Genomic DNA, 18,677 nt, shown 5'->3' with positions numbered 1-18,677 from the left:
GGCGTCATGCTAACCTTGCAATATTTCTTACAATTTTCAGACTTGCAAATCAGGATCCTCGCGGACCACGGCCGCCAGCCACGACGCGAACACGCTCAGGCGCGGCGAAGCCATGCGCCCTTGCGGATACACCAGCGACATCGGCATCGGCGTCGGCAACGTGTCGGCCAGCACCTCGACCAGCGCGCCGCTGGCCAGATGCTGCCGCACCTGGTAGCGCGCCGCCTGGATCAAGCCCATGTCCTGCAAGGCGCAACTGATATAGGCATCCGGATCGGTGACCGCGATGGCGCCGCGCATCTCGACGATCACCACGCTGCCGCCGCGCATGAAGTCCCAGTCGAAGGGACGCCCGGTGCGGCCGGAAAAGTGCATCACGCCGCGATGCGCGCGCAGGTGATCGAGCGTCATCGGCGTGCCATGCGCCGCCAGGTAGCCCGGCGAGGCGCAGGTCAGGAAGCCCATGTTGCCGAGGCGGCGGCCGATCATCGCCGAATCCTGCAACTCGCCCACGCGCAGCGAACAGTCCAGGCCCTCCTCGGTCAGATCGCGCACCCGCTCGCTGAGGCTGACGACCAGGTCGATGTCCGGATAGTCGCGGCAAAAGCCGGCGATATGCGGCATCACCACATGCCGCCCGACCGCGCCGGGCAGCTCCACCCGCAGCTTGCCTCGAGGCTTGCTGGTGTTCTGGCCGCGAAAAGTGCCCTCCGCATCCTCCACCGCCTGCAGGATCTCCAGGCACTTGCGGAAGTAGTCGGCGCCGTCCGGCGTCAGCGACAAGCGGCGCGTGGTCCGTTGCAGCAGCCGGGTGCCGAGGAAGGCTTCCAGCTTGTTGATGGTCGCCGTCAGCGCGGCGCGCGGCAGATCCAGCGTCTCGGCCGCCTTGGTGTAGCTGTTCGCCTCGACGATGCGCACGAACGCCTGCATGGCCTTCAATCTGTCCATGATTGTTCATATAAAGTGAAAAGTATAGGGGCATTATGCCCTGATTATCTTTAGCCGGCTTTTGCCTAGAATGGGGCCATCGCAATCTCCCACTGGAGTCACAACATGAGCAAGCTCGAAGAACAAGACATCAGCCCCGGCATGGTGATGCTGCTGGCCACCGCCACCGGCCTGATCGTCGCCAGCCTGTACTACGCACAAACGCTGGTCGGTCCGATCAGCGCCTCCACCGGCCTGTCGCCCGAAGCGGCCGGCCTGATCGTCACGCTGACGCAGATCGGCTACTGTCTTGGCCTGCTGTTCATCGTCCCGCTGGGCGACCTGCTGGAAAACCGCCGCCTGATCGTCACCGGCCTGCTGTTCACTTCCGCCATGCTGGTGATGGCCGCGTTCAGCAGCAGCGCCTGGATGTTCCTGACCGCCGCGCTGGGCATCGGCCTCGGCTCGGTCGCGGCGCAGATCATCGTACCGTTCGCCGCCCACCTGTCGAAGGAAGCGACGCGCGGCGTCACCGTCGGCAAAGTGGTCAGCGGCCTGCTGCTGGGGATCATGCTGGCGCGCCCGGTGGCCAGCCTGGTGGCCGACGCCGCCAACTGGCACGTGGTGTTCGGCGGCGCCGCCGTGATCGTGCTGGCGGTGGCGCTGGTGCTGCGGGTCAAACTGCCGCAGCGCACGCCGGCGGCGACGATCAGCTATCCGACGTTGCTGGCCTCGTTGTGGCACCTGTTCTTGAAAACGCCGCTGCTGCGCCGTCGCGCCGCGTACCACGCCGGCCTGTTCGGCTCCTTCAGCCTGTTCTGGACCGTGACGCCGCTGATGCTGGCCGGCCCGCAGTTCCATTTGTCGCAGACCGGCATCGCCATCTTCGCGCTGGTCGGCATGGCCGGCGCCGTGGCGTCGCCGATCGCCGGCCGTCTGGCGGATCAAGGCCACACGCTGACGGCCACCGCCGCCGCGCTGGCGCTGGGCGTGGTCGGCTTCGCGCTGCCGCTGCTGGTGCCGGGATCGCGCAATGTCGCGCTGGCGGTGCTGGTGCTGGCTTCGATCGTCCTGGATATGGGGGTGGCGGCCAACCTGGTGCTGGGCCAGCGTGCCATCTTCACGCTGGGCGCGGAAGTGCGCAGCCGTTTGAACGGCGTCTACTTCGCACTGTTCTTCGCCGGCGGCGCGCTGGGTTCGGCGCTGGGCGGCTGGATGTTCGCCGCCCACGGCTGGCACGCCGCGCTGTTGACCGGCATGGCCTTCAACGCCGCCGCTCTGCTGTACTGGGTGACGGAATATGCCGGTCACGCTGCGGCGCAGCGCAAGCCGGCATAAGCGGCTAACTCAAAAAGCCGCGCCGCGCCTACGGCGCGCGCCAAGTCCCCAAAAAAAACGGCCTCGAAAGAGGCCGTTGTTCCAGGTGACAGCGGTTGCTAAGCCGCGTGCGTGTGGGTGTCGGTCGCCGCCGGCTTGCCGAAGGCGGCCAGCAACGTCGCCTCCTTCTGCTTGGCGGCTTTGAAGTGGCGCTCCTTGACGTGGCCGTAGCCACGGATGTCTTCCGGAATGCTGGCGATGGCCACGGCTTGCGCCAGGTTCTCGGCCGTCAGCTTCGGCAGCAGCGATGACACCGTGTCGCGGTATTCGCCGATCAGCGCGCGTTCCATCTTGCGCTCCGCCGTGTAGCCGAAGACGTCCAGCGCGCCGCCGCGCAGGCCTTTGAACTTGGCCAGCACGCCGAACGCCTTCATCATCCACGGGCCGAATTCCTGCTTGATCAGGTGACCCTGGGCGTCGTGCTTGGCCAGCAGCGGCGGCGCCAGGTGGAATTTCAGCTTGATGTCGCCTTCGAACATGCCGGCGATCTTCTGCTGGAACGCGCCGTCGGTGTACAGGCGGGCGACTTCATATTCGTCCTTGTACGCCATCAGCTTGTAGTAGTAGCGCGCCACGGCTTCGCTCAGGCGGGTGGTCTTGCCCAGCTTGGCCTCTTCGGCGCGGACCTGGTCGACAAACGATTTATACTGTTTGGCATAATTCGCGTCCTGGTAGGCGGTCAGCAGCTCGACGCGGCGGGCGACGATGTCGTCCAGCGTCTGCGTGCGCTTGAACTCGATCACCTTGGCCGGCGTGGTCAGCTTGGTCACCGACGCCAGGTCGTGCGCGGCGGTGCGGCCCCAGTTGAAGGCCGATTTGTTGAAACCCACCGAAATCGCGTTCAGTTCGATCGCCTTGATGATCGACGCTTCCGACAGCGGCACATGGCCCTTCTGGAAGGCGTAGCCCAGCATGAACATATTGGTGGCGATCGAGTCGCCCATCAGCGCGGTGGCGATCTGGCCGGCGTCGACGAAGTCGACGTTGTCGTTGCCGCAGGCGCGCACGATCTCGCCGCGCGAACCGGCATCCGGGAACTGCCAGTCCGGATTCTTGACGAAGGCGGCGGTCGACGAGCCGGTCGAGTTGATCATCGCGTGCGTGCGGTGCTCGCCCATGCGCGACAAGGCGTCGCGCGAGGCGGTGACGATCAGGTCGCAGCCGATCACCAGGTCGGCGCTGCCGGTGCCGACCCGGGTCGAGTGCAAATCGGCCTGGTTGTCGGCCAACCGCACGTGCGACATCACCGGGCCGCCCTTCTGCGCCAGTCCGCTCATGTCAAGCACGATGGCGCCCTTGCCTTCGACGTGCGCCGCCACGGCCAGGATCTGCCCGACGGTGACCACGCCGGTGCCGCCGATGCCGGTGATCAGGATGCCGTACGGCGTGTCGGTCGCCGGCAGCGTCGGCATCGGCAGCGCCACGGTTGGGCCCTCACCCACCGCGGCCTTCTTCGGCTTCTTCAGCGCGCCGCCTTCCACCGTCACGAAGCTCGGGCAGAAACCGGTGGTGCACGAGAAGTCCTTGTTGCAGGACGACTGGTTGATCTGGCGCTTGCGGCCCAGGTCCGTCTCCAGCGGCTCCACCGACAGGCAGTTGGACTGCACCGAGCAGTCGCCGCAGCCTTCGCACACGGCTTCGTTGATCACCGCGCGCTTGGCCGGATCAGGGTACTCGTTGCGTTTCCGGCGGCGGCGCTTCTCGGAGGCGCAGGTCTGGTCGTAGATCATCGCCGACACGCCCGGCTTGTCGCGCAGTTCGCGCTGCACGTCCATCAATTCGCTGCGATGGCGCACGGTGACGCCTTCCGCCCATTTGTAATCGGACGGGTATTTTTCCGGCTCGTCGGTGACGACGATAATCGGCGTCACGCCTTCGGCCGCGATCTGGCGCGAGATCATGCCCGGATCGAGCGGGCCGTCGAAGGCCTGGCCGCCGGTCATCGCCACCGCGTCGTTGAACAGGATCTTGTAGGTGATGTTGACCTTGGCCGCCACCGCCGCGCGGATCGCCAGGATCCCGGAGTGGAAGTAAGTGCCGTCGCCCAGGTTGGTGAAGACGTGCTTCTCGTTGGTGAACGGCGCCTGGCCGACCCAGGTCACGCCCTCCGCGCCCATGTGGGTGAAGGTCGAGGTCTCGCGGTCCATCCACAGCACCATGTAATGGCAGCCGATACCGGCCAGCGCGCGCGAACCTTCCGGCACCTTGGTCGACGAATTGTGCGGGCAGCCGGAGCAGAAGTACGGCGTGCGGTCGGTGTCCGGATTCGACTTGGTCGGCAGCGTCTTCAGCGCCAGCTCTTTCGCTTCGAGGAAGGCGACGCGCTCCTGCACCCGCTTGGCCACCGGATGGCCGGCGCAGTAGTGCGCGATGCGCGAGGCGATGGCGCGCGCGATCTGCGCCGGATTCAGTTCATAGGTGGCCGGCAGCAGCCAGTCGCCGTGGCCGGTCTTGCCCTTGTTGCTCCATTCGCCGGTGTCGTCGAACTTGCCGACCACGCGCGGACGTTCGCCGTCCGGCAGGTTGTACAGCTCTTCCTTCAGCGCGTATTCGAGGATCTGGCGCTTTTCTTCGACCACCAGGATCTCGTCCAGGCCCTTGGCGAATTCGTGCACGCCGTCCGCCTCTAGCGGCCATGTCATGCCGATCTTGTACAGGCGGATGCCGATGTCGGCGGCGGCCTGCTCGTCGATGCCCAGGTCGGCCAGCGCCTGGCGCGTGTCGAGATACGATTTGCCGGCGGTGATGATGCCGATCTTCGGCTTCGGCGAATCCCAGATGATCTTGTTCAGCTTATTCGCGCGGCAATAGGCCAGCGCGGCGTACCACTTGTAGCTGTTCATCCGCACTTCCATATCCAGCACGGTGTCCGGCCAACGGATATTCAGGCCCCCGGCCGGCAGCTCGAAGTCGGTCGGCAGCTTGATCTGCACCCGGTCCGGGTCGAAATCGACCACGGCGCCGGATTCGATGATGTCGGTGACGCACTTCATCGACACCCATAGGCCGGTGTAGCGGCTCATGGCCCAGGCGTGCAGGCCGTAGTCGATGTACTCCTGCACCGACGATGGATACAGCACCGGAATGCCGCAGGCGTTGAGGATGTGGTCCGACTGGTGCGCGGTGGACGAGGACTTGGCGGCATGGTCGTCGCCGGCCAATACCAGCACGCCGCCGTGCTGCGCGGAGCCGGCGTTGTTGGCGTGCTTGAACACGTCGCCGCAGCGGTCGACGCCGGGGCCTTTGCCGTACCACATGGAGAACACGCCGTCGTACTTGGCGTCCTTGAACAGATTGGTTTGCTGCGTGCCCCAGACCGCCGTGGCGGCGAGGTCTTCGTTCATCCCCGGATGGAACTTGACGTGGTGCGCGTCGAGGTACTTCTTGGCCTTCATCGCCGTCATGTCGACGCTGGTGACCGGCGAGCCGCGATAGCCGGTGATGTAGCCGGCGGTGTTCAGGCCCGCCTTGAGGTCGCGTTCGCGTTGCATCATCGGCAGGCGGATCAGCGCCTGGGTGCCGGTCATGAAGGCGCGGCCGCGTTCCAGCGTCCACTTGTCGTCCAGCGAGATGTCGTCCGAGTGCGTGCCGGGGTCCAGCTGCAAACCCTTTTGAGGTGCGTTCATTGTGTCTCCAATATTCTCTGAGATATTGCGTGCGGTGCGCCGTTCTATGCGGCGCTACCTGCGGTTTTTTTAACTATAGGCTTTATGCCGGGGTCTTGCTCGGATCCTGCAGGACGCCGCGCTTGATCTGATCCAGCTCGATCGACTCGAACAGCGCGCGGAAGTTGCCTTCGCCGAAACCCTGGTCGCCCTTGCGCTGGATGATCTCGAAGAAGATCGGACCGATCACGTTCTGGGTGAAGATCTGCAGCAGCAGTTCGCGTTCCGTATCGTTGCTATGGCCGTCGATCAGGATGCGCAGGCGGCGCAGTTCTTCCAGCCGTTCGCCGTGGTTCGGCAGGCGGCGGTTCACCAGTTCGTAGTAGGTCTCGATGGTGTCCTGGAAGGCGATGCCGGTCTGCTTCATGCCTTCGATCGACGAGTAGATGTCGTCGGTGCCCAGCGCGATGTGCTGGATGCCTTCGCCGTGGTACTCGTCGAGGTATTCGGCGATCTGCGACTTGTCGTCCGAGGATTCGTTGATCGGGATGCGCACCTTGCCGCATGGCGAAGTCATGGCCTTCGACTTCAGGCCGGTCAGCTTGCCTTCGATGTCGAAGTAGCGCACTTCGCGGAAGTTGAACATCTTCTCGTAGAAGTCCGCCCATTCCTTCATGCGGCCGCGATGGACGTTGTTGGTCAGGTGGTCGATATAGGTCAGGCCGTGGCCGACCGGATTGGCTTCCGCGCCGGGGATGGCGACGAAGTCGACGTCGTAGATGCTGATGTCGCCGATCGCGCCTTCCGCTCCCGCGTTCTTGCCGCGCCAGCGGTCGACCAGGTAGATCAGCGAATCGCCGACACCCTTGATGGCCGGGATGTTCAGCTCCATCGGACCGGTCTTGTTATCGAAGCCCCAGGCGCCCTGCTCCAGCGCGCGCTTGTAGGCGAACGCGGAGTCCTGCACGCGGATCCCGATCGCGCACACGGACGGGCCGTGGTGGCGGGCGAAGCGCTGCGCGAACGAATCCTGTTCGGCGTTGATGATGAAATTGATGTCGCCCTGGCGATACAGGGTCACATCCTTGTGGCGATGACGGGCGATCGCGGTGAAGCCCATGCTCTCGAACAGCGCACCCAGAGCTTTTGGATCCGGCGCGGCGTATTCGACAAACTCAAAACCATCGGTACCCATCGGGTTATCCCAAGGCGTAAATTTCATGCGGGTCTCCTCTAAGAATAGCGCACAGTATAGTCCCGCCGGGGGGGCATTTAATTGCAAACAATTCCCATGCCTCAGCGTTTTGCGCAATAATATTGCCTGAACTCCGAATTATTGAGGTATTTATGACCAAAATTGCGCTAGATAAAACCGACCGTAAGATTCTGTCCATTTTGCAGGCCGACGGCCGCCTGTCCAACCAGGATGTCGCCGAGCTGGTGGCCTTGTCGCCATCGCCCTGCCTGCGCCGCATCAAGCGGCTGGAGGAGGCCGGCGTGATCCGCCAATACGTGGCGCTGCTGGACCCGGACAAGATCGGACTGGGGCTGCTGGCGTATGTGAACGTGCGGCTGGAGAAGCACAGCGAAGCGGCGGCGCACAGCAACGCCCGCGCCTTGGGCGCGCAGAACGCGCCGGTGTCGCCGCGCGCCGACTTCGCGGTGTCGGTGGAGCAGTGGCCGGAAGTGGTGGCCTGCTACGCGATGACCGGCGAAATGGACTACCTGCTGCGGGTGCACGTCGAAGACATGGACCACTTCTCGCGCTTCATGATGGCGACGCTGCTGCGCCACCCGGCGGTGCTGGACGTGAAATCCTCGTTCGCCCTGCAACGCATCAAGGACACCACGGCGCTGCCGCTGGTGTAACCATGAACTGAGGTTATGGGCGCACACGTTTTTTTCATGCGTGTGTCATTGAGCTTACACAAATCTTCCCTAGAGTACCGGGCAGCCAACAACCGGCGCCATACATCCAGGGGAAATCGTGAGCCATACCATCATCGCCCGCGCGGTACGCGCTGCATTCCAGGGCGGCGCAGCCGCCGCACTGTTCACCGCCGTCACGCTGCCACTCGCATCGCCGCTGCACGCGCAGCAAGTCGCCAACACCGATAGCGCCGCCGACGCGGTCGCGCCGGGCGATGTCGTCATCGTCACCGGCAGCAGCGGCACCGGCAAGCGCACCAAGACCAAGGCCAGCTACTCGATCAGCACCATCGGCGAGGATGCGCTGCGCATGCAGGCGCCGACCTCGGTCACCGAGGCGCTGAAATCGGTGCCCGGCTTCTGGGTCGAGTCGTCCGGCGGCGAGGCGTCCGGCAATATCCGCGCGCGCGGCATCCCGGTCGACGGCTTTGGCTCCGTCACGCTGCTGGAGGACGGCATCCCGGTCCAGCACGACCCGTCGCTCGGCTACCTCAACGCCGACCAGGCCTTCCGTCTCGACGAGACCATCGACCGCATCGAAGTCGTGCGCGGCGGGCCGTCGTCGGTGTTCTACACCAATGCGCCGGCCGGCGCGATCAACTTCCGCTCGCGCGAAATCGGCGATGCGCCGAATGGCCTGGTCAAGTTCACGGTCGGGAACACCGGCCAGCGCCGCACCGACTTCTGGTACGCGACGCCGCTGGCCGATGGCTGGGGCGTCGGCGTCGGCGGCTTCTACCGCATCGACGACGGCGCGCGCGACCCGGGCTTCCGCGCCAACGACGGCGGCCAGATCCGCCTCAAACTGACCAAGGACGTCGACCACGGCCGCCTGAGCTTCGACGTCAAGCACCTCGACGACAAGGTCGCGCTGTACCTCGGCATCCCGATGCGCACCTACGCCGACGGCGAGATCCGCGTCATTCCCGGCTTCGACGGCAACCACGGCACCATCGCGGGCCCGCAGACCGAACATGTCCAGATGAAAATGGGCGACGGCCGCCTCTACGATTTCGACAACAGCGAAGGCACGCACGTGCGCCGCACACAGTTCAGCGCCGGCCTGGAAAAAGACCTGTGGAACGACTGGAAGCTGACCGAATCGCTGCGCTACTCGAAGACCGACACCCAGCGCAACGGCGTCTTCCCCAATCAGCTGCTGAGCGTCGACGCCTTCCTCAAGCAATCGCAATCGCTGCTCAGCTACGTACCCGGCGCGACCAGGCTGTCGCTCCAATACGCCAACGCGCCGGGCCATGCCTACGTCGATCCGAACGCGCTGGTGATCGTCGGCGGCCTGCGCGGCGTGACGATGCCGCTGGAGGAAGCGATCAACGACGCCCGCGTGGCGCGCAAATTCAGCGTCGGCACACAGAGCCACGACGTCACGCTGGGCTATTACTACGCCCGCTTCAACCAGTCCTTCAGCCGCTACTCGTCCAGCGCCTTGCTGGGCGCGCAGAGCCAGGCGCCGTTGCTGGATCTCGTCGCCAGCAACGCCGCCGGCCAGGCGCTGGGCAGCATCACCGACCACGGCATCTACAACTACGGCTATGAGTGGGAGAACGCCAGCGGCACTTCGAAGACCAACGCCCTGTACCTGGCCGACGAATGGCAGATCGATCCGCAATGGCGCATCGACGGCGGCGTGCGCTGGGAGCAGGTCAACACGAGCGGCCGCACCGAGCGTCCGACCTTCGTCAACCTCGGCACCTTCGCCACCTCCAAGGTGCGCACCGGCACCGGCGTGTTCGACTACTACGACCACACCTTCAATCAAACCGGCTGGACGCTGGGCGCCAACTATCAGCTGGCGAAGAACGCCGGCGCCTTCGGCCGCTGGACCCGCGCCTTCCGCCTGCCGAACCTGAGCTCCTACATCACCAGCCCGACCGCGACGCCGGTGATCCAGACCATGGACCTGGGCGAAGTGGGCTACAAGTACAACGGCGGCATGCTGGAACTGTATCCGACGCTGTTCTACTCCAAGTACAACAACGTCAGCTACACCAACACCATCTTCACGCTGGATAACATGAGCTCCACGCCGCAGACCGGCTACGCCAGCACCCGCACCGTCGGCCTGGAGCTGGAAGGCACGCTGCGTCCGGCGCCGTGGGGCGACCTCGGTTTCACGCTGACGCTGCAAAAACCCGAGTACCGCGACCTGCGCTACACCGACAAGGTCAACAACCTGCCGGTGCCGCGCGACTACAGCGGCAACCAGCTGGTGCGCGTGCCGAAGGTCAGCGCCCGCCTGGCGCCCGGCGTCAACCTGATGGGCGACAAGCTGCGGCTGCAGCTGTCGTATGAATACGAGGGCGCGCGCTTCGTCGATTCGGCCAACTCGGTGCGGCTGCCGTCGTACACGGTGCTGAACTTTTCGACGCGCTACCAGATCTCGCCGGCGCTGTCGGTGTTCGGCTATGTCGACAACATCAACAACTCGCAGGGCCTGACCGAAGGCAATCCGCGCGCCGGCGAGCTGCAAAGCGCCGACGCGGGGGCGAACACCTTCCTCGCCCGTCCCGTCATCGGCCGCACCGTGCGCGCCGCCATCAAGTACGACTTCTGATGCGCGCCGCACGAAGCATGCTGTGCGCGCTGCTGCTGGCCTGCGCCGGCAGCGGCTGCGCGGCCGAAGCGCCCGACCTGGTATTGCGCGGCACCTTGACCGGCGCCGACCACCAGACCTACCGCCGCGTGCCGTTCACGGTGCCCGAGGGCGTCGAACGCATCACCATCGCCTTCGACTACACCGGCAAGGAGCAGCGCAGCGTCATCGACCTGGGCATGCTCGGGCCGGACGGCGCGCTGCTCGGCTGGAGCGGCGGGAACAAGCGCCTGTTCACCATCAGCGGCGTGGACGCGACGCCGTCGTATCTGCCGATCCCCACGAAGCCGGGCCAGTGGGCCTTGCTGCTGGGCGTGCCGAATATGCGCAAGGAAGGCCGCGCCGACTACACCGCGCAGGTCTACTTCTCGCGCGGCCTGGGCGCGACGGACGAGCCGGAGGCGCTGCGCGTCCCGCTGCGCAAAGGCGCGGCGTGGTATCGCGGCGATCTGCACAGCCACACCGCGCACAGCGACGGCAGTTGCGACAGCCATCGCGGCGTCTCGGTGCCCTGCCCGCTGTTCCTGACGGTGCAGGCGGCAGCGGCGCGCAAGCTGGACTTCCTCGCCATCACCGAGCATAACGGCGTGGCGCACGCGCATGCGATGCGTGAGCTACAACCGTACTTCGATCAACTGCTGCTGATGCCGGCGCGCGAGCTGACCACCTTCACCGGCCACGCCAACTTCTTCGGCAGCCTGGCGCCGCTGGACTTCCGCATCGGCGCGGGCGACCAGGCCGACTGGAACGCGGTGCTGAACGGCGCGGCGCGGCTGCATGGGCTGGTGTCGATCAACCATCCGGTGCGGCCGTCCGGTGAGCTGTGCATGGGCTGCGGTTGGGACAACGACGGCGACATGGCGCTGGTGCAGGCGATCGAGGCGGTCAACGGGCCGGATGCGGACAGCGTCTGGTCCGGCGTGCCGTTCTGGGAAAAGCAGTTGCGGCGCGGGCTGCGCATGACCGCGATCGGCGGCAGCGACGACCATCGCGCCGGCATGGGCAAGGATGGTGGCCATATCGGCAGTCCGACCACGGTGGTGCATGCGGTGGAGTTGTCGCAGACGGCGATCCTGCAGGGGATACGCGCCGGCCATGTGTTTGTCGATGTCGCCGGCTCGCCGGACCGGGTGCTGGAATTGGAGGCCGACAGCGGCGGCGCGCATGCGATGATGGGCGATGCGCTGGCCGCGCCGGCGGGCGCCGTGGTGCGCTTCAAGGTGCGGGTGGCGCATGCCGACGGCGCCGTCATCGCTCTGATGCTGGATGGCGCGGCCGCCGGCTTGCTGGCCGAGCGCAAGGTCGATGGCGCCGACGTCACGCGCGGCTTCGACTGGATCAGTGACGGCAAGCGCCACTGGCTGCGCGCCGAGGTGCGCGATGCCGATGGCCGCTTGCTGTTGCTGGGGAATCCGGTCTATCTGAACCCTTAGATATGGCGCTCCAGATGGGCGACGAAGGGCTCCGCCGCCAGGAAGCCGATCACGCGGCTGTTGGGGATCTCTTTGCCGCCGCTGAACAGGATGATGCCCGGCGGGCCGAACAGGCCGAAGCGCTTCATCAACGCTTTGTCGTCGGCATTGTTGGCGGTGACGTCGACCTGGATCAGCTTTACCTGTTTCAGCTTGCCGCCGACCGCCGGCTGCGAGAAGGTGTAGCGTTCCATCTCCTTGCATGACACGCACCAGTCGGCGTAGAAGTCCAGCATCACCGGTGTGGCGCTGGCGGCCAGCACCTGATCCAGCTCCGCCACGGTCTTGATGCGGCTGAACTGGATCTCGGCGCCGTTGGCCGGGGTTGCGCCATCGGCGCGCGCGATGCTCAGGTGGCCCAGCGGTTGCAGCACGTCGCGGCCGGCGCTGGCGGCGCCGGTCAGTTCGAACAGGCCGCCGATCAGGAAGGCCAGGCCGAGCGTCTTGCCGGCGTAGGCACGCAGCTCCGCGCCAGGCTTGAGTGGCTCAAACACGTGCAGGAACATCGCGCACAGCAGCGCGAACACGCCCCACATGGCCATCATCACCGTGACCGGGAACACCGGGGACACCATCCAGATCGCTACCGCGATCAGCAGAAGGCCAAAGATTTTCTTCACGCCGTTCATCCATGCGCCCGCACGCGGCAGCAGGCTGCCGGCCGAGACGCCGGTCAGCAGCAGCGGCACGCTCATGCCGACCGCCATCGAGAACAGGGCCCAGCCGCCGGTCCAGACGTTGCGGGTCTGGCTGATGTAGAGCAGCGCGCCGGCCAGCGGGCCGGCCACGCATGGTCCGACGATCAGCGCGGACAGCGCGCCCATGACGAACACGCCGGCGAAGCGCCCGCCGCCCATATTGCCGCTGGTGCTGCTCAAGCGGCTTTGCAGGGCGCTCGGCAGCTGCAACTGGTAGACATCGAACATCGACAGCGCGAGGGCGAACAGCAGTGCGCCAAAGCTTAGCAGTACCCAGGGCTTTTGCAGCGCGCCGGCCAGGCCTTCGCCGGCCAGGCCCGCCGCCACGCCGAGCGAGGTGTAGACCAGGGCCATGCCAAGGCAGTACGCCAGCGCGAGCGAAAAGCCGCGTCCGCGCGAGACCACGCCTTCGCCGACGATGATCGACGACAGGATCGGCACCATCGGCAGCACGCACGGCGTGAACGACAGCAGCAGGCCGAAGGCGAGGAAGGCCAGGCCGATGCGCCACGCGCTGCCGCTTTGCAGCGTGCGCTGCGCCAGCGAGCTGTCGTCTTCCGGCGCGGCGGACGCGGTCGCGGCGGCACGCGCGTCGGGCGAAGACGTGGCGGCCGGCGGCGCGGCGGGCGCGGGTGCGGACACGGCGGACTCGGTCGCGGCAGCACGGGCCTCGGGCGAAGGCGCGCCGGCCGGCGGCGCGGCGGCGGCATCGGCGAGCGGCGTCAGCGTGCCCGGCGCGGTGGGATCAACGCGGTAACTCTGCGTCGCCGGCGAATAGCACAGCCCCGCATCCGCGCATCCCTGGTAGCCGACGGCCAGCGTGAACGGCGCGCTCGCCGCGACCGGCACCTCGACCTCCAGCCGGTCCTGATACGTCTCCATTTCCTTGTTGAAGTTGGCGTCGAACTTGCGCAGCCCCGCAGGCAGCGAAGGCGCCTTCACCTGCCCGCCCGCCGCATTGAAACTCAAGCGATCGCGATACAAGTGATATCCCGGCGCGATCACCCACGACAGCCGTACCGTGCGCGCATCCACCGTCTCCGCCGTCAACTTGAACGCCTGCTCCGGCTCCAGGAAATCCGCCGCCCGCGTCTCGGCGCCATACACCAGCGCCAACATCGCCACCACCAGCGCGGCCAGCACCTTGATCCATTTTTGCATGCCCATGTCAGATATCCCTATACAGCGTCTTCCCCTGATCGTCCACGGCCAGATAGCCCATGTCCGACGCGTTCAAAAAATCCAACCCATCCTGCTGCTTCAGCATCGTGATGGTCGAACAACTGCCGGCGGCGATGGCCAGCGGCGCCACCACGCTGACCGAGCGCCAATAGCGCACCGGCATGCCGCTGCGCGGATCGAGGATGTGGCAATAGCGCTCCCCATCCAGCTCAAAGAACCGCTCGTAATCCCCGCTGGTGGCCAACGCCCCCTGACTGATCGGCACCGCCCCCGCCAGCCCATCCGGATCGCGCGGATCCTGGATGCCGATGTACCACGGCTTGCCGTCCAGCTGCGGCCCCAGAAAGCGCATGTCGCCGCCCAGGTTCACGTAGCCGTGCCGCACACCGGCATCGGCCAGCATCGCCGCGACGCGGTCCGCCGCATACTCCTTGCCGAAGCCGCCGAAGTCGATCTCCATCCCGGCCTTGCGCAGGAAGACATCCTCCCCACCGCATTCGACCTCAGGCCAGCCGACCAGCGCCAGCAGGGGCTCCAGCACCTCCGCGTCCGGCAGCTTGGGATGACGGAAATCCCAGGCCCCGCGCAACACGCCCGAGGTGATGTCGAACAGGCCGTCGCTGGCGCCGTACAGCGCGCCGGCATAGGTCATCAGCGACATGGTCTCGCGGTCGCAGGCCACCGGCTCCTTGCCCGCCGCCGCGTTGATGCGCGAAACCACGCTGTCCGGCCGATAGCGCGAATACTTGGTCTCGATCCGCCGGACTTCCTCGATGGCCAGCCGCATCAGGCGTTCCGCCCGTTGCGCGTCCGGCGTCGCCAGCCGCACCTCGCAGCGGCTCGCCATCGCGTCGAACAGCGTGCGGTGGACGGTGGTTACCATTGCCGGTTCACCGCGATCTGCAAGGTCTGCGCGCGGAACGCGTCCAGGCCAGGACTGCCGCTATGGAACAGACGCCAGCTGCCGCGCTGCTGGTACACCGACGCCTTGACGTCGACCGACCACAATTTGTCGAGCTGCTTGCCGACCTTCAGCGCCAGCGTCGCCGCGCCGAAGCCCGACAGGCGCTGGTCCGCCGTCAGAAAACCGCCGCCACCGTTGTAACCGGGCGGGAACGGCGCGCCGAATTGCGCGTCGTAGACCGGATCGTAATAAAAGCGCGCCGCGCTCTGCGTGTACAAGCGCACCTCGGGCGTCACGGTCCAACCGTCCGACAGCGGCTGTACATACTCGCCGCCCAGCGTATGCCCGCGCACGCCGAAGCTGTCGCGGTAATAGCGGTAGGACAAGCGGCTGGTGCCGCCGGTGGACGCGATGTGATGGTTCCAGCGCGCCAGCAGCGTGCTTTCCGACCGGCTGCGCGGCCGGTTGTCCAGCGACTTGTATGGATCGGAGAAATAGCCCTTGCCCGCGTCGTGGCCCAGCGTCAGCTGCACCACGTCGTTCATCGTCAGCACTTGCGTCACGCCCAGCAGAAAATTATTCGTGCGCTTGCGTTCATTGCTGACGATGTTGTTGACCGGGTCGATGCGGTCGTCGGCATGGCCGATGCCGGCGGTCCAGGTGGTGTTGCGGCTTTCGCTTTCCCAGCTGCCCTGCAAGGACAGCGCGCGCGACACGTAGTCATGCTCGGTCGAATACGCCGCGCCCACCGTCACGCTGCCGCGCTCCAGATAGCGCGTGGCCGAGACGTCGCCGGCCTTGCGGTCGTCGCTCATGCGCGAGGCGCCGGAGATCGCCGTGTGATAGCGCGGCGACGCGCCCGACACATCGTCCACCACCAGCGAACCGCTGACGCTCCACACCCCCGCCACCGGCGCCATGATGGAGACCGACGGCGCCTTGACCCGTATCCGGTCCAGGCCCGATTGGCTGTCGCGGTAATCGAGGTAACCGACGCTGATGGTGCCGTTGGTCGGCGGCGCCTCGGCATGCGCCTGCACGCCCGGCAGCAGCATGGCCGCCGCCAGGATCGAGGCGGCCATGCCGCTGTCTTTGTTGGTCGTCATAAGCATCCTCAGTTGCAACCGCAGCCGCCGCCACCGACGCCGGCGCCGCCGGACGAGGCTTCGCGGCTGGTGTAGATATGGTCGTCGTAACGGTTGAAGGCGTGGCCGTCCCTGAAGGTCATCTCGGGCCGCGCGAGCGTGCCCTTCTCCCACGGCTGCACATTGCCGATCGAAGCGCAGCCGCCCAGCGCGGCGGCCATCGTCAAAATAAGCAGCGCCTTCATTTGACGGCTCCCAGCGCGGATTGGATCCTGCTTTCCAACTCGGCGCGGTCGGCGTCGCGGAAACCGGAATGCTCCAGCAACACCTTGCCGTCCGGGCCGATCAACACGCTGCTGGGCATGCCCTTGATGCCGTAGCTGCGCGGCGTCGCGCCTTGCGGATCGAAGCCGATGACGAAGCGCGCGGGCGTCGCCGCCAGGAACTGACGCGCATCGGCGTTGTTGGCGTCGACGTTGACGCCGACCACCTGCAGGCCGCGCGCGCCGTACTTGGCCTGCATCTCGTTCATCCACGGGAAGGACTGGCGGCACGGACCGCACCACGAGGCCCAGAAATCCACATACACCACCTTGCCCTGCAGTTTGGCCAGCTTCACCGCACCGTCCAGCCCTTGCAGGTCGAACTGGGGCGCCGCCACGCCCTTCTCCAGCGCGCAGGCGGACGACGCGGCCAAGGCCACGGCAAGCATCACGGCGATCCTCTTCATCTCAAGCTCCCTTCGATTTGTTACGGCGACGCCAGCCGATGACCAGCAGCGACAACATCACCAGCGCCGGCAACATCGGATCGCTGACATCCTGCGACGCGGAGCACCCCCCGCCGCCCCGGTTCGATGGCGTTGCCGGCGCGGCGGGTGCCGTGGCGCCCTGTCCGGTCAACGCGATATTCCAGCTGGCGCCGGCCACGCTGGCTTGCAGCGTCACACCGCCGTTGCTGGCGCCGGCGTTGACCGGCGTGTAGCCGATCACCAGATCGCAGGAGGCGCCCGGTTGCAGCGTCAAGGGGAGAGCCGCGCAGCCGGTGCTGTCGGCGGCGGCGGCGAACGGACCGCTGAAGGAAGCGCTGGCCAATGTCAGCGCGCTGGCGCCGCTGTTGGTCAGCTTGAAGCGGCGCGTCGCGGCGGCGCCACCTATCGTCACCGTGCCGTAGTCGAAGTTCTGCGGAGCGACCGTGAGCGACGGCGCGCTGACCGCCACCGCCACGCCGACGCCGTTCAGCGCCAAATGGAACTGTGCGCCGCCGTCGGTCACCAGCATCAGATCGGCGCTGCGCGCTCCGGCCGCCGTCGGCTTGAAGACAGTGGTGATGGTGCAGCTGGCGCCGGAGCTGACCGATGCGTTGGCGGCGCAGCTGCCGCCGACGACGAAGTCGCCCGGCTGGTTGCCGCCCAGCGTCAGCGTGGCGATCTTCAGCGCGGCGTTGCCGCTGTTGCTCAAGGTCGTGGTGTGGACGGCGGCGCTGCCGCCGACCTGCGTATCGCTGAAGGCGATCGGACCGGTTTCCGACAACGCCGGCTTGGCCGTGGCCTGTGCGGTGCCGGTGCCGCTGATGCCGACTTGCAGCGGCGCCGCGTTCGAGCTCACCGCCAGCGCCGCGCTGACCGCGCCATCCACCGTCGGTGCGAAGCGCAGCGATACCGTGCACGATGCGCCGACCGCCAGGGTGGCGCCGCAATCGCTGCCGCCCACGCTGACGGTGCCGGAGCCGGTCACGCCGATATTGTTGAAACTGATGACGACGTTGCCGGTATTGGCCAGCACCACGCTCTGCGCGGCGGCCGCCGCGCCGATGGTCTGGGCGCCGAACGCGATGGCGGAAGGCGTGGCCGCCAGGGCCGGCGCCGGCGCCGCCGCAGTGCCGGACACCCCGACCACCGCATTGCCGTTGGACGCGTTCGACGCCAGCGTCAAATTGGCGGAGAACGCACCGGCGGCGACCGGCACCGCTTGCAGCGTCACGCTGCAGCTGGCGCCTGCGGCCACCGGCGTCGCGGTGGTGCAGCTGCCGCCGCGCGTGATGATGGCGGCGTTGGGTCCATCCAGCGTGATGGCGCTGAAGGCCAGCGCGGCCTGGCCGCTGTTGCTGACGGTGATGGTGAATACCACCGATGGCGCGCCGGTCAGCAGCGTGCCGAAGTTGACTCCGGCGGCGGACAAGGCGATGGTTGCCTGCGGCACGGCGTTGCCGGTGCCGCTCAGGGCCACGCTGCTGCCGCCGCCGGCCGCGTTATGGGTGATGGTCAGCGTCGCGGCGCGCGCGCCGGCGGCGGTCGGCGTGAAGCTGGCCTGCACCGAACACGCGGCGCCCGCTGCCAGGGAGGCGCCGTTGGCGCAGCTGCCGCCGGCCAGGCTGAAGTCGCCCGCCGCCGCGCCGCCGATGGAGATGGTGCCGATGTTCAGCGCCGCGTTGCCGGTATTGGTCAGCGTGGCCGCGAGCGGGCCGCTGCTCTGGCCGATGTTGGCGCCGCTGAAGGCCAGGCTGGCCGGCGCCAGCGATGCCGCCGGCGCCGCCACCACGTTGGGATTGCCGATGAAGGCCGCCAGATCGGCCAGTTCCGCCGCGCTGAATTTGCCGTTGAACAGGCTGCCCATGCCGCCCTTGTTGGCGGCGAAGGCGCTGGAGATCACGGAAGGCTGGTTGGCCGCCGCCAGTATGCCGTTGACGTTGTTGGCCGGCGTGGGGCCGTGGCACGAGGCGCAGGTGGCGCCGCCGCCCACCGGGCCGTTCAGGTAAAGGCTTTTGCCGTTCAAGGCATCCGCCGCATTGGCCGCAGCCGATGCAAGGCCCAGCAGCATAGCGGCGGCGGTAACCACACCCGCCGCGCGCGCAATCAATCCAGTCATGCCATTCTCCTAGTGAA

General features: G+C 66.7%; 13 protein-coding genes. 4 read left to right on the top strand and 9 right to left on the bottom strand.

Annotation, left to right across the window (positions count from 1 at the left end; all coding sequences use genetic code 11):
- Positions 1-36 precede the first annotated feature (36 nt).
- Positions 37-948, bottom strand: a complete 912-nt coding sequence (locus GW587_RS25565; protein WP_166107720.1) for a LysR family transcriptional regulator — start codon at positions 946-948, stop codon at positions 37-39.
- A gap of 105 nt (positions 949-1,053) precedes the next feature.
- On the opposite strand from GW587_RS25565, the gene GW587_RS25560 reads away from it, so the two are divergent.
- The gene (locus GW587_RS25560; protein ID WP_166107719.1) at positions 1,054-2,265 is read left to right on the top strand and encodes an MFS transporter; all 1,212 of its coding nucleotides are present in this window, start codon (positions 1,054-1,056) and stop codon (positions 2,263-2,265) included.
- 98 nt (positions 2,266-2,363) lie between these two features.
- Here the strand turns inward: GW587_RS25560 and GW587_RS25555 are convergent, their stop codons facing one another.
- Positions 2,364-5,930 (bottom strand): indolepyruvate ferredoxin oxidoreductase family protein, encoded by a 3,567-nt coding sequence (locus GW587_RS25555; RefSeq protein ID WP_166107718.1) that lies wholly within the window; start codon positions 5,928-5,930, stop codon positions 2,364-2,366.
- An 82-nt stretch (positions 5,931-6,012) separates the two neighbouring features.
- Positions 6,013-7,131 (bottom strand): 4-hydroxyphenylpyruvate dioxygenase, encoded by a 1,119-nt coding sequence (gene hppD / locus GW587_RS25550; protein WP_166107717.1) that lies wholly within the window; start codon positions 7,129-7,131, stop codon positions 6,013-6,015.
- Positions 7,132-7,256: 125 nt separating this feature from the next.
- On the opposite strand from hppD, the gene GW587_RS25545 reads away from it, so the two are divergent.
- The 3 genes from GW587_RS25545 to GW587_RS25535 all read left to right on the top strand — a co-directional run bounded on the left by GW587_RS25545 (position 7,257) and on the right by GW587_RS25535 (position 11,885).
- Positions 7,257-7,778, top strand: coding sequence for an Lrp/AsnC family transcriptional regulator (locus GW587_RS25545; protein ID WP_166107716.1), 522 nt, complete (start codon positions 7,257-7,259; stop codon positions 7,776-7,778).
- 118 nt (positions 7,779-7,896) lie between these two features.
- Complete coding sequence (locus GW587_RS25540; protein WP_207393638.1) at positions 7,897-10,413, top strand: TonB-dependent receptor; 2,517 nt, start codon at positions 7,897-7,899, stop codon at positions 10,411-10,413.
- Positions 10,413-11,885 carry a CehA/McbA family metallohydrolase gene (locus tag GW587_RS25535; RefSeq protein WP_166107715.1) on the top strand — a complete coding sequence of 491 codons (1,473 nt, stop codon included), beginning with the start codon at positions 10,413-10,415 and terminating at the stop codon, positions 11,883-11,885. The genes GW587_RS25540 and GW587_RS25535 overlap by 1 nt, the downstream gene beginning before the upstream one ends.
- On the opposite strand, the gene dsbD is transcribed toward GW587_RS25535, so the two are convergent.
- From dsbD to GW587_RS25505, 6 genes are read right to left on the bottom strand one after another with little or no spacing between them, the layout of a single operon-like run.
- Positions 11,882-13,789, bottom strand: a complete 1,908-nt coding sequence (gene dsbD, locus GW587_RS25530) for a protein-disulfide reductase DsbD (RefSeq protein ID WP_166107714.1) — start codon at positions 13,787-13,789, stop codon at positions 11,882-11,884. The genes GW587_RS25535 and dsbD overlap by 4 nt on opposite strands.
- Position 13,790: 1 nt before the next feature.
- Positions 13,791-14,687 (bottom strand): FAD:protein FMN transferase, encoded by an 897-nt coding sequence (locus tag GW587_RS25525; protein ID WP_166107713.1) that lies wholly within the window; start codon positions 14,685-14,687, stop codon positions 13,791-13,793.
- On the bottom strand, positions 14,681-15,814 hold the full coding sequence (locus GW587_RS25520) for a DUF3570 domain-containing protein (protein ID WP_166107712.1): 1,134 nt from the start codon (positions 15,812-15,814) through the stop codon (positions 14,681-14,683). The genes GW587_RS25525 and GW587_RS25520 overlap by 7 nt, the downstream gene beginning before the upstream one ends.
- An 8-nt stretch (positions 15,815-15,822) precedes the next feature.
- The gene (locus GW587_RS25515; protein WP_166107711.1) at positions 15,823-16,038 is read right to left on the bottom strand and encodes a DUF4266 domain-containing protein; all 216 of its coding nucleotides are present in this window, start codon (positions 16,036-16,038) and stop codon (positions 15,823-15,825) included.
- Entirely contained in the window at positions 16,035-16,523 is a 489-nt protein-coding gene (locus GW587_RS25510) for a TlpA family protein disulfide reductase (protein ID WP_229259656.1), read from the bottom strand. The genes GW587_RS25515 and GW587_RS25510 overlap by 4 nt, the downstream gene beginning before the upstream one ends.
- 1 nt (position 16,524) lies before the next feature.
- Positions 16,525-18,660, bottom strand: a complete 2,136-nt coding sequence (locus GW587_RS25505) for a choice-of-anchor D domain-containing protein (protein WP_166107710.1) — start codon at positions 18,658-18,660, stop codon at positions 16,525-16,527.
- Positions 18,661-18,677 lie beyond the last annotated feature (17 nt).

Origin of the sequence: Duganella aceris (genome assembly GCF_011090165.1) — a bacterium.
In the GTDB taxonomy this organism is placed as follows: domain Bacteria; phylum Pseudomonadota; class Gammaproteobacteria; order Burkholderiales; family Burkholderiaceae_D; genus Rugamonas; species Rugamonas aceris.
The sequence above is the reverse complement of the archived record's forward strand: the minus strand, read 5'-3'. Positions and strand labels throughout refer to the sequence as shown.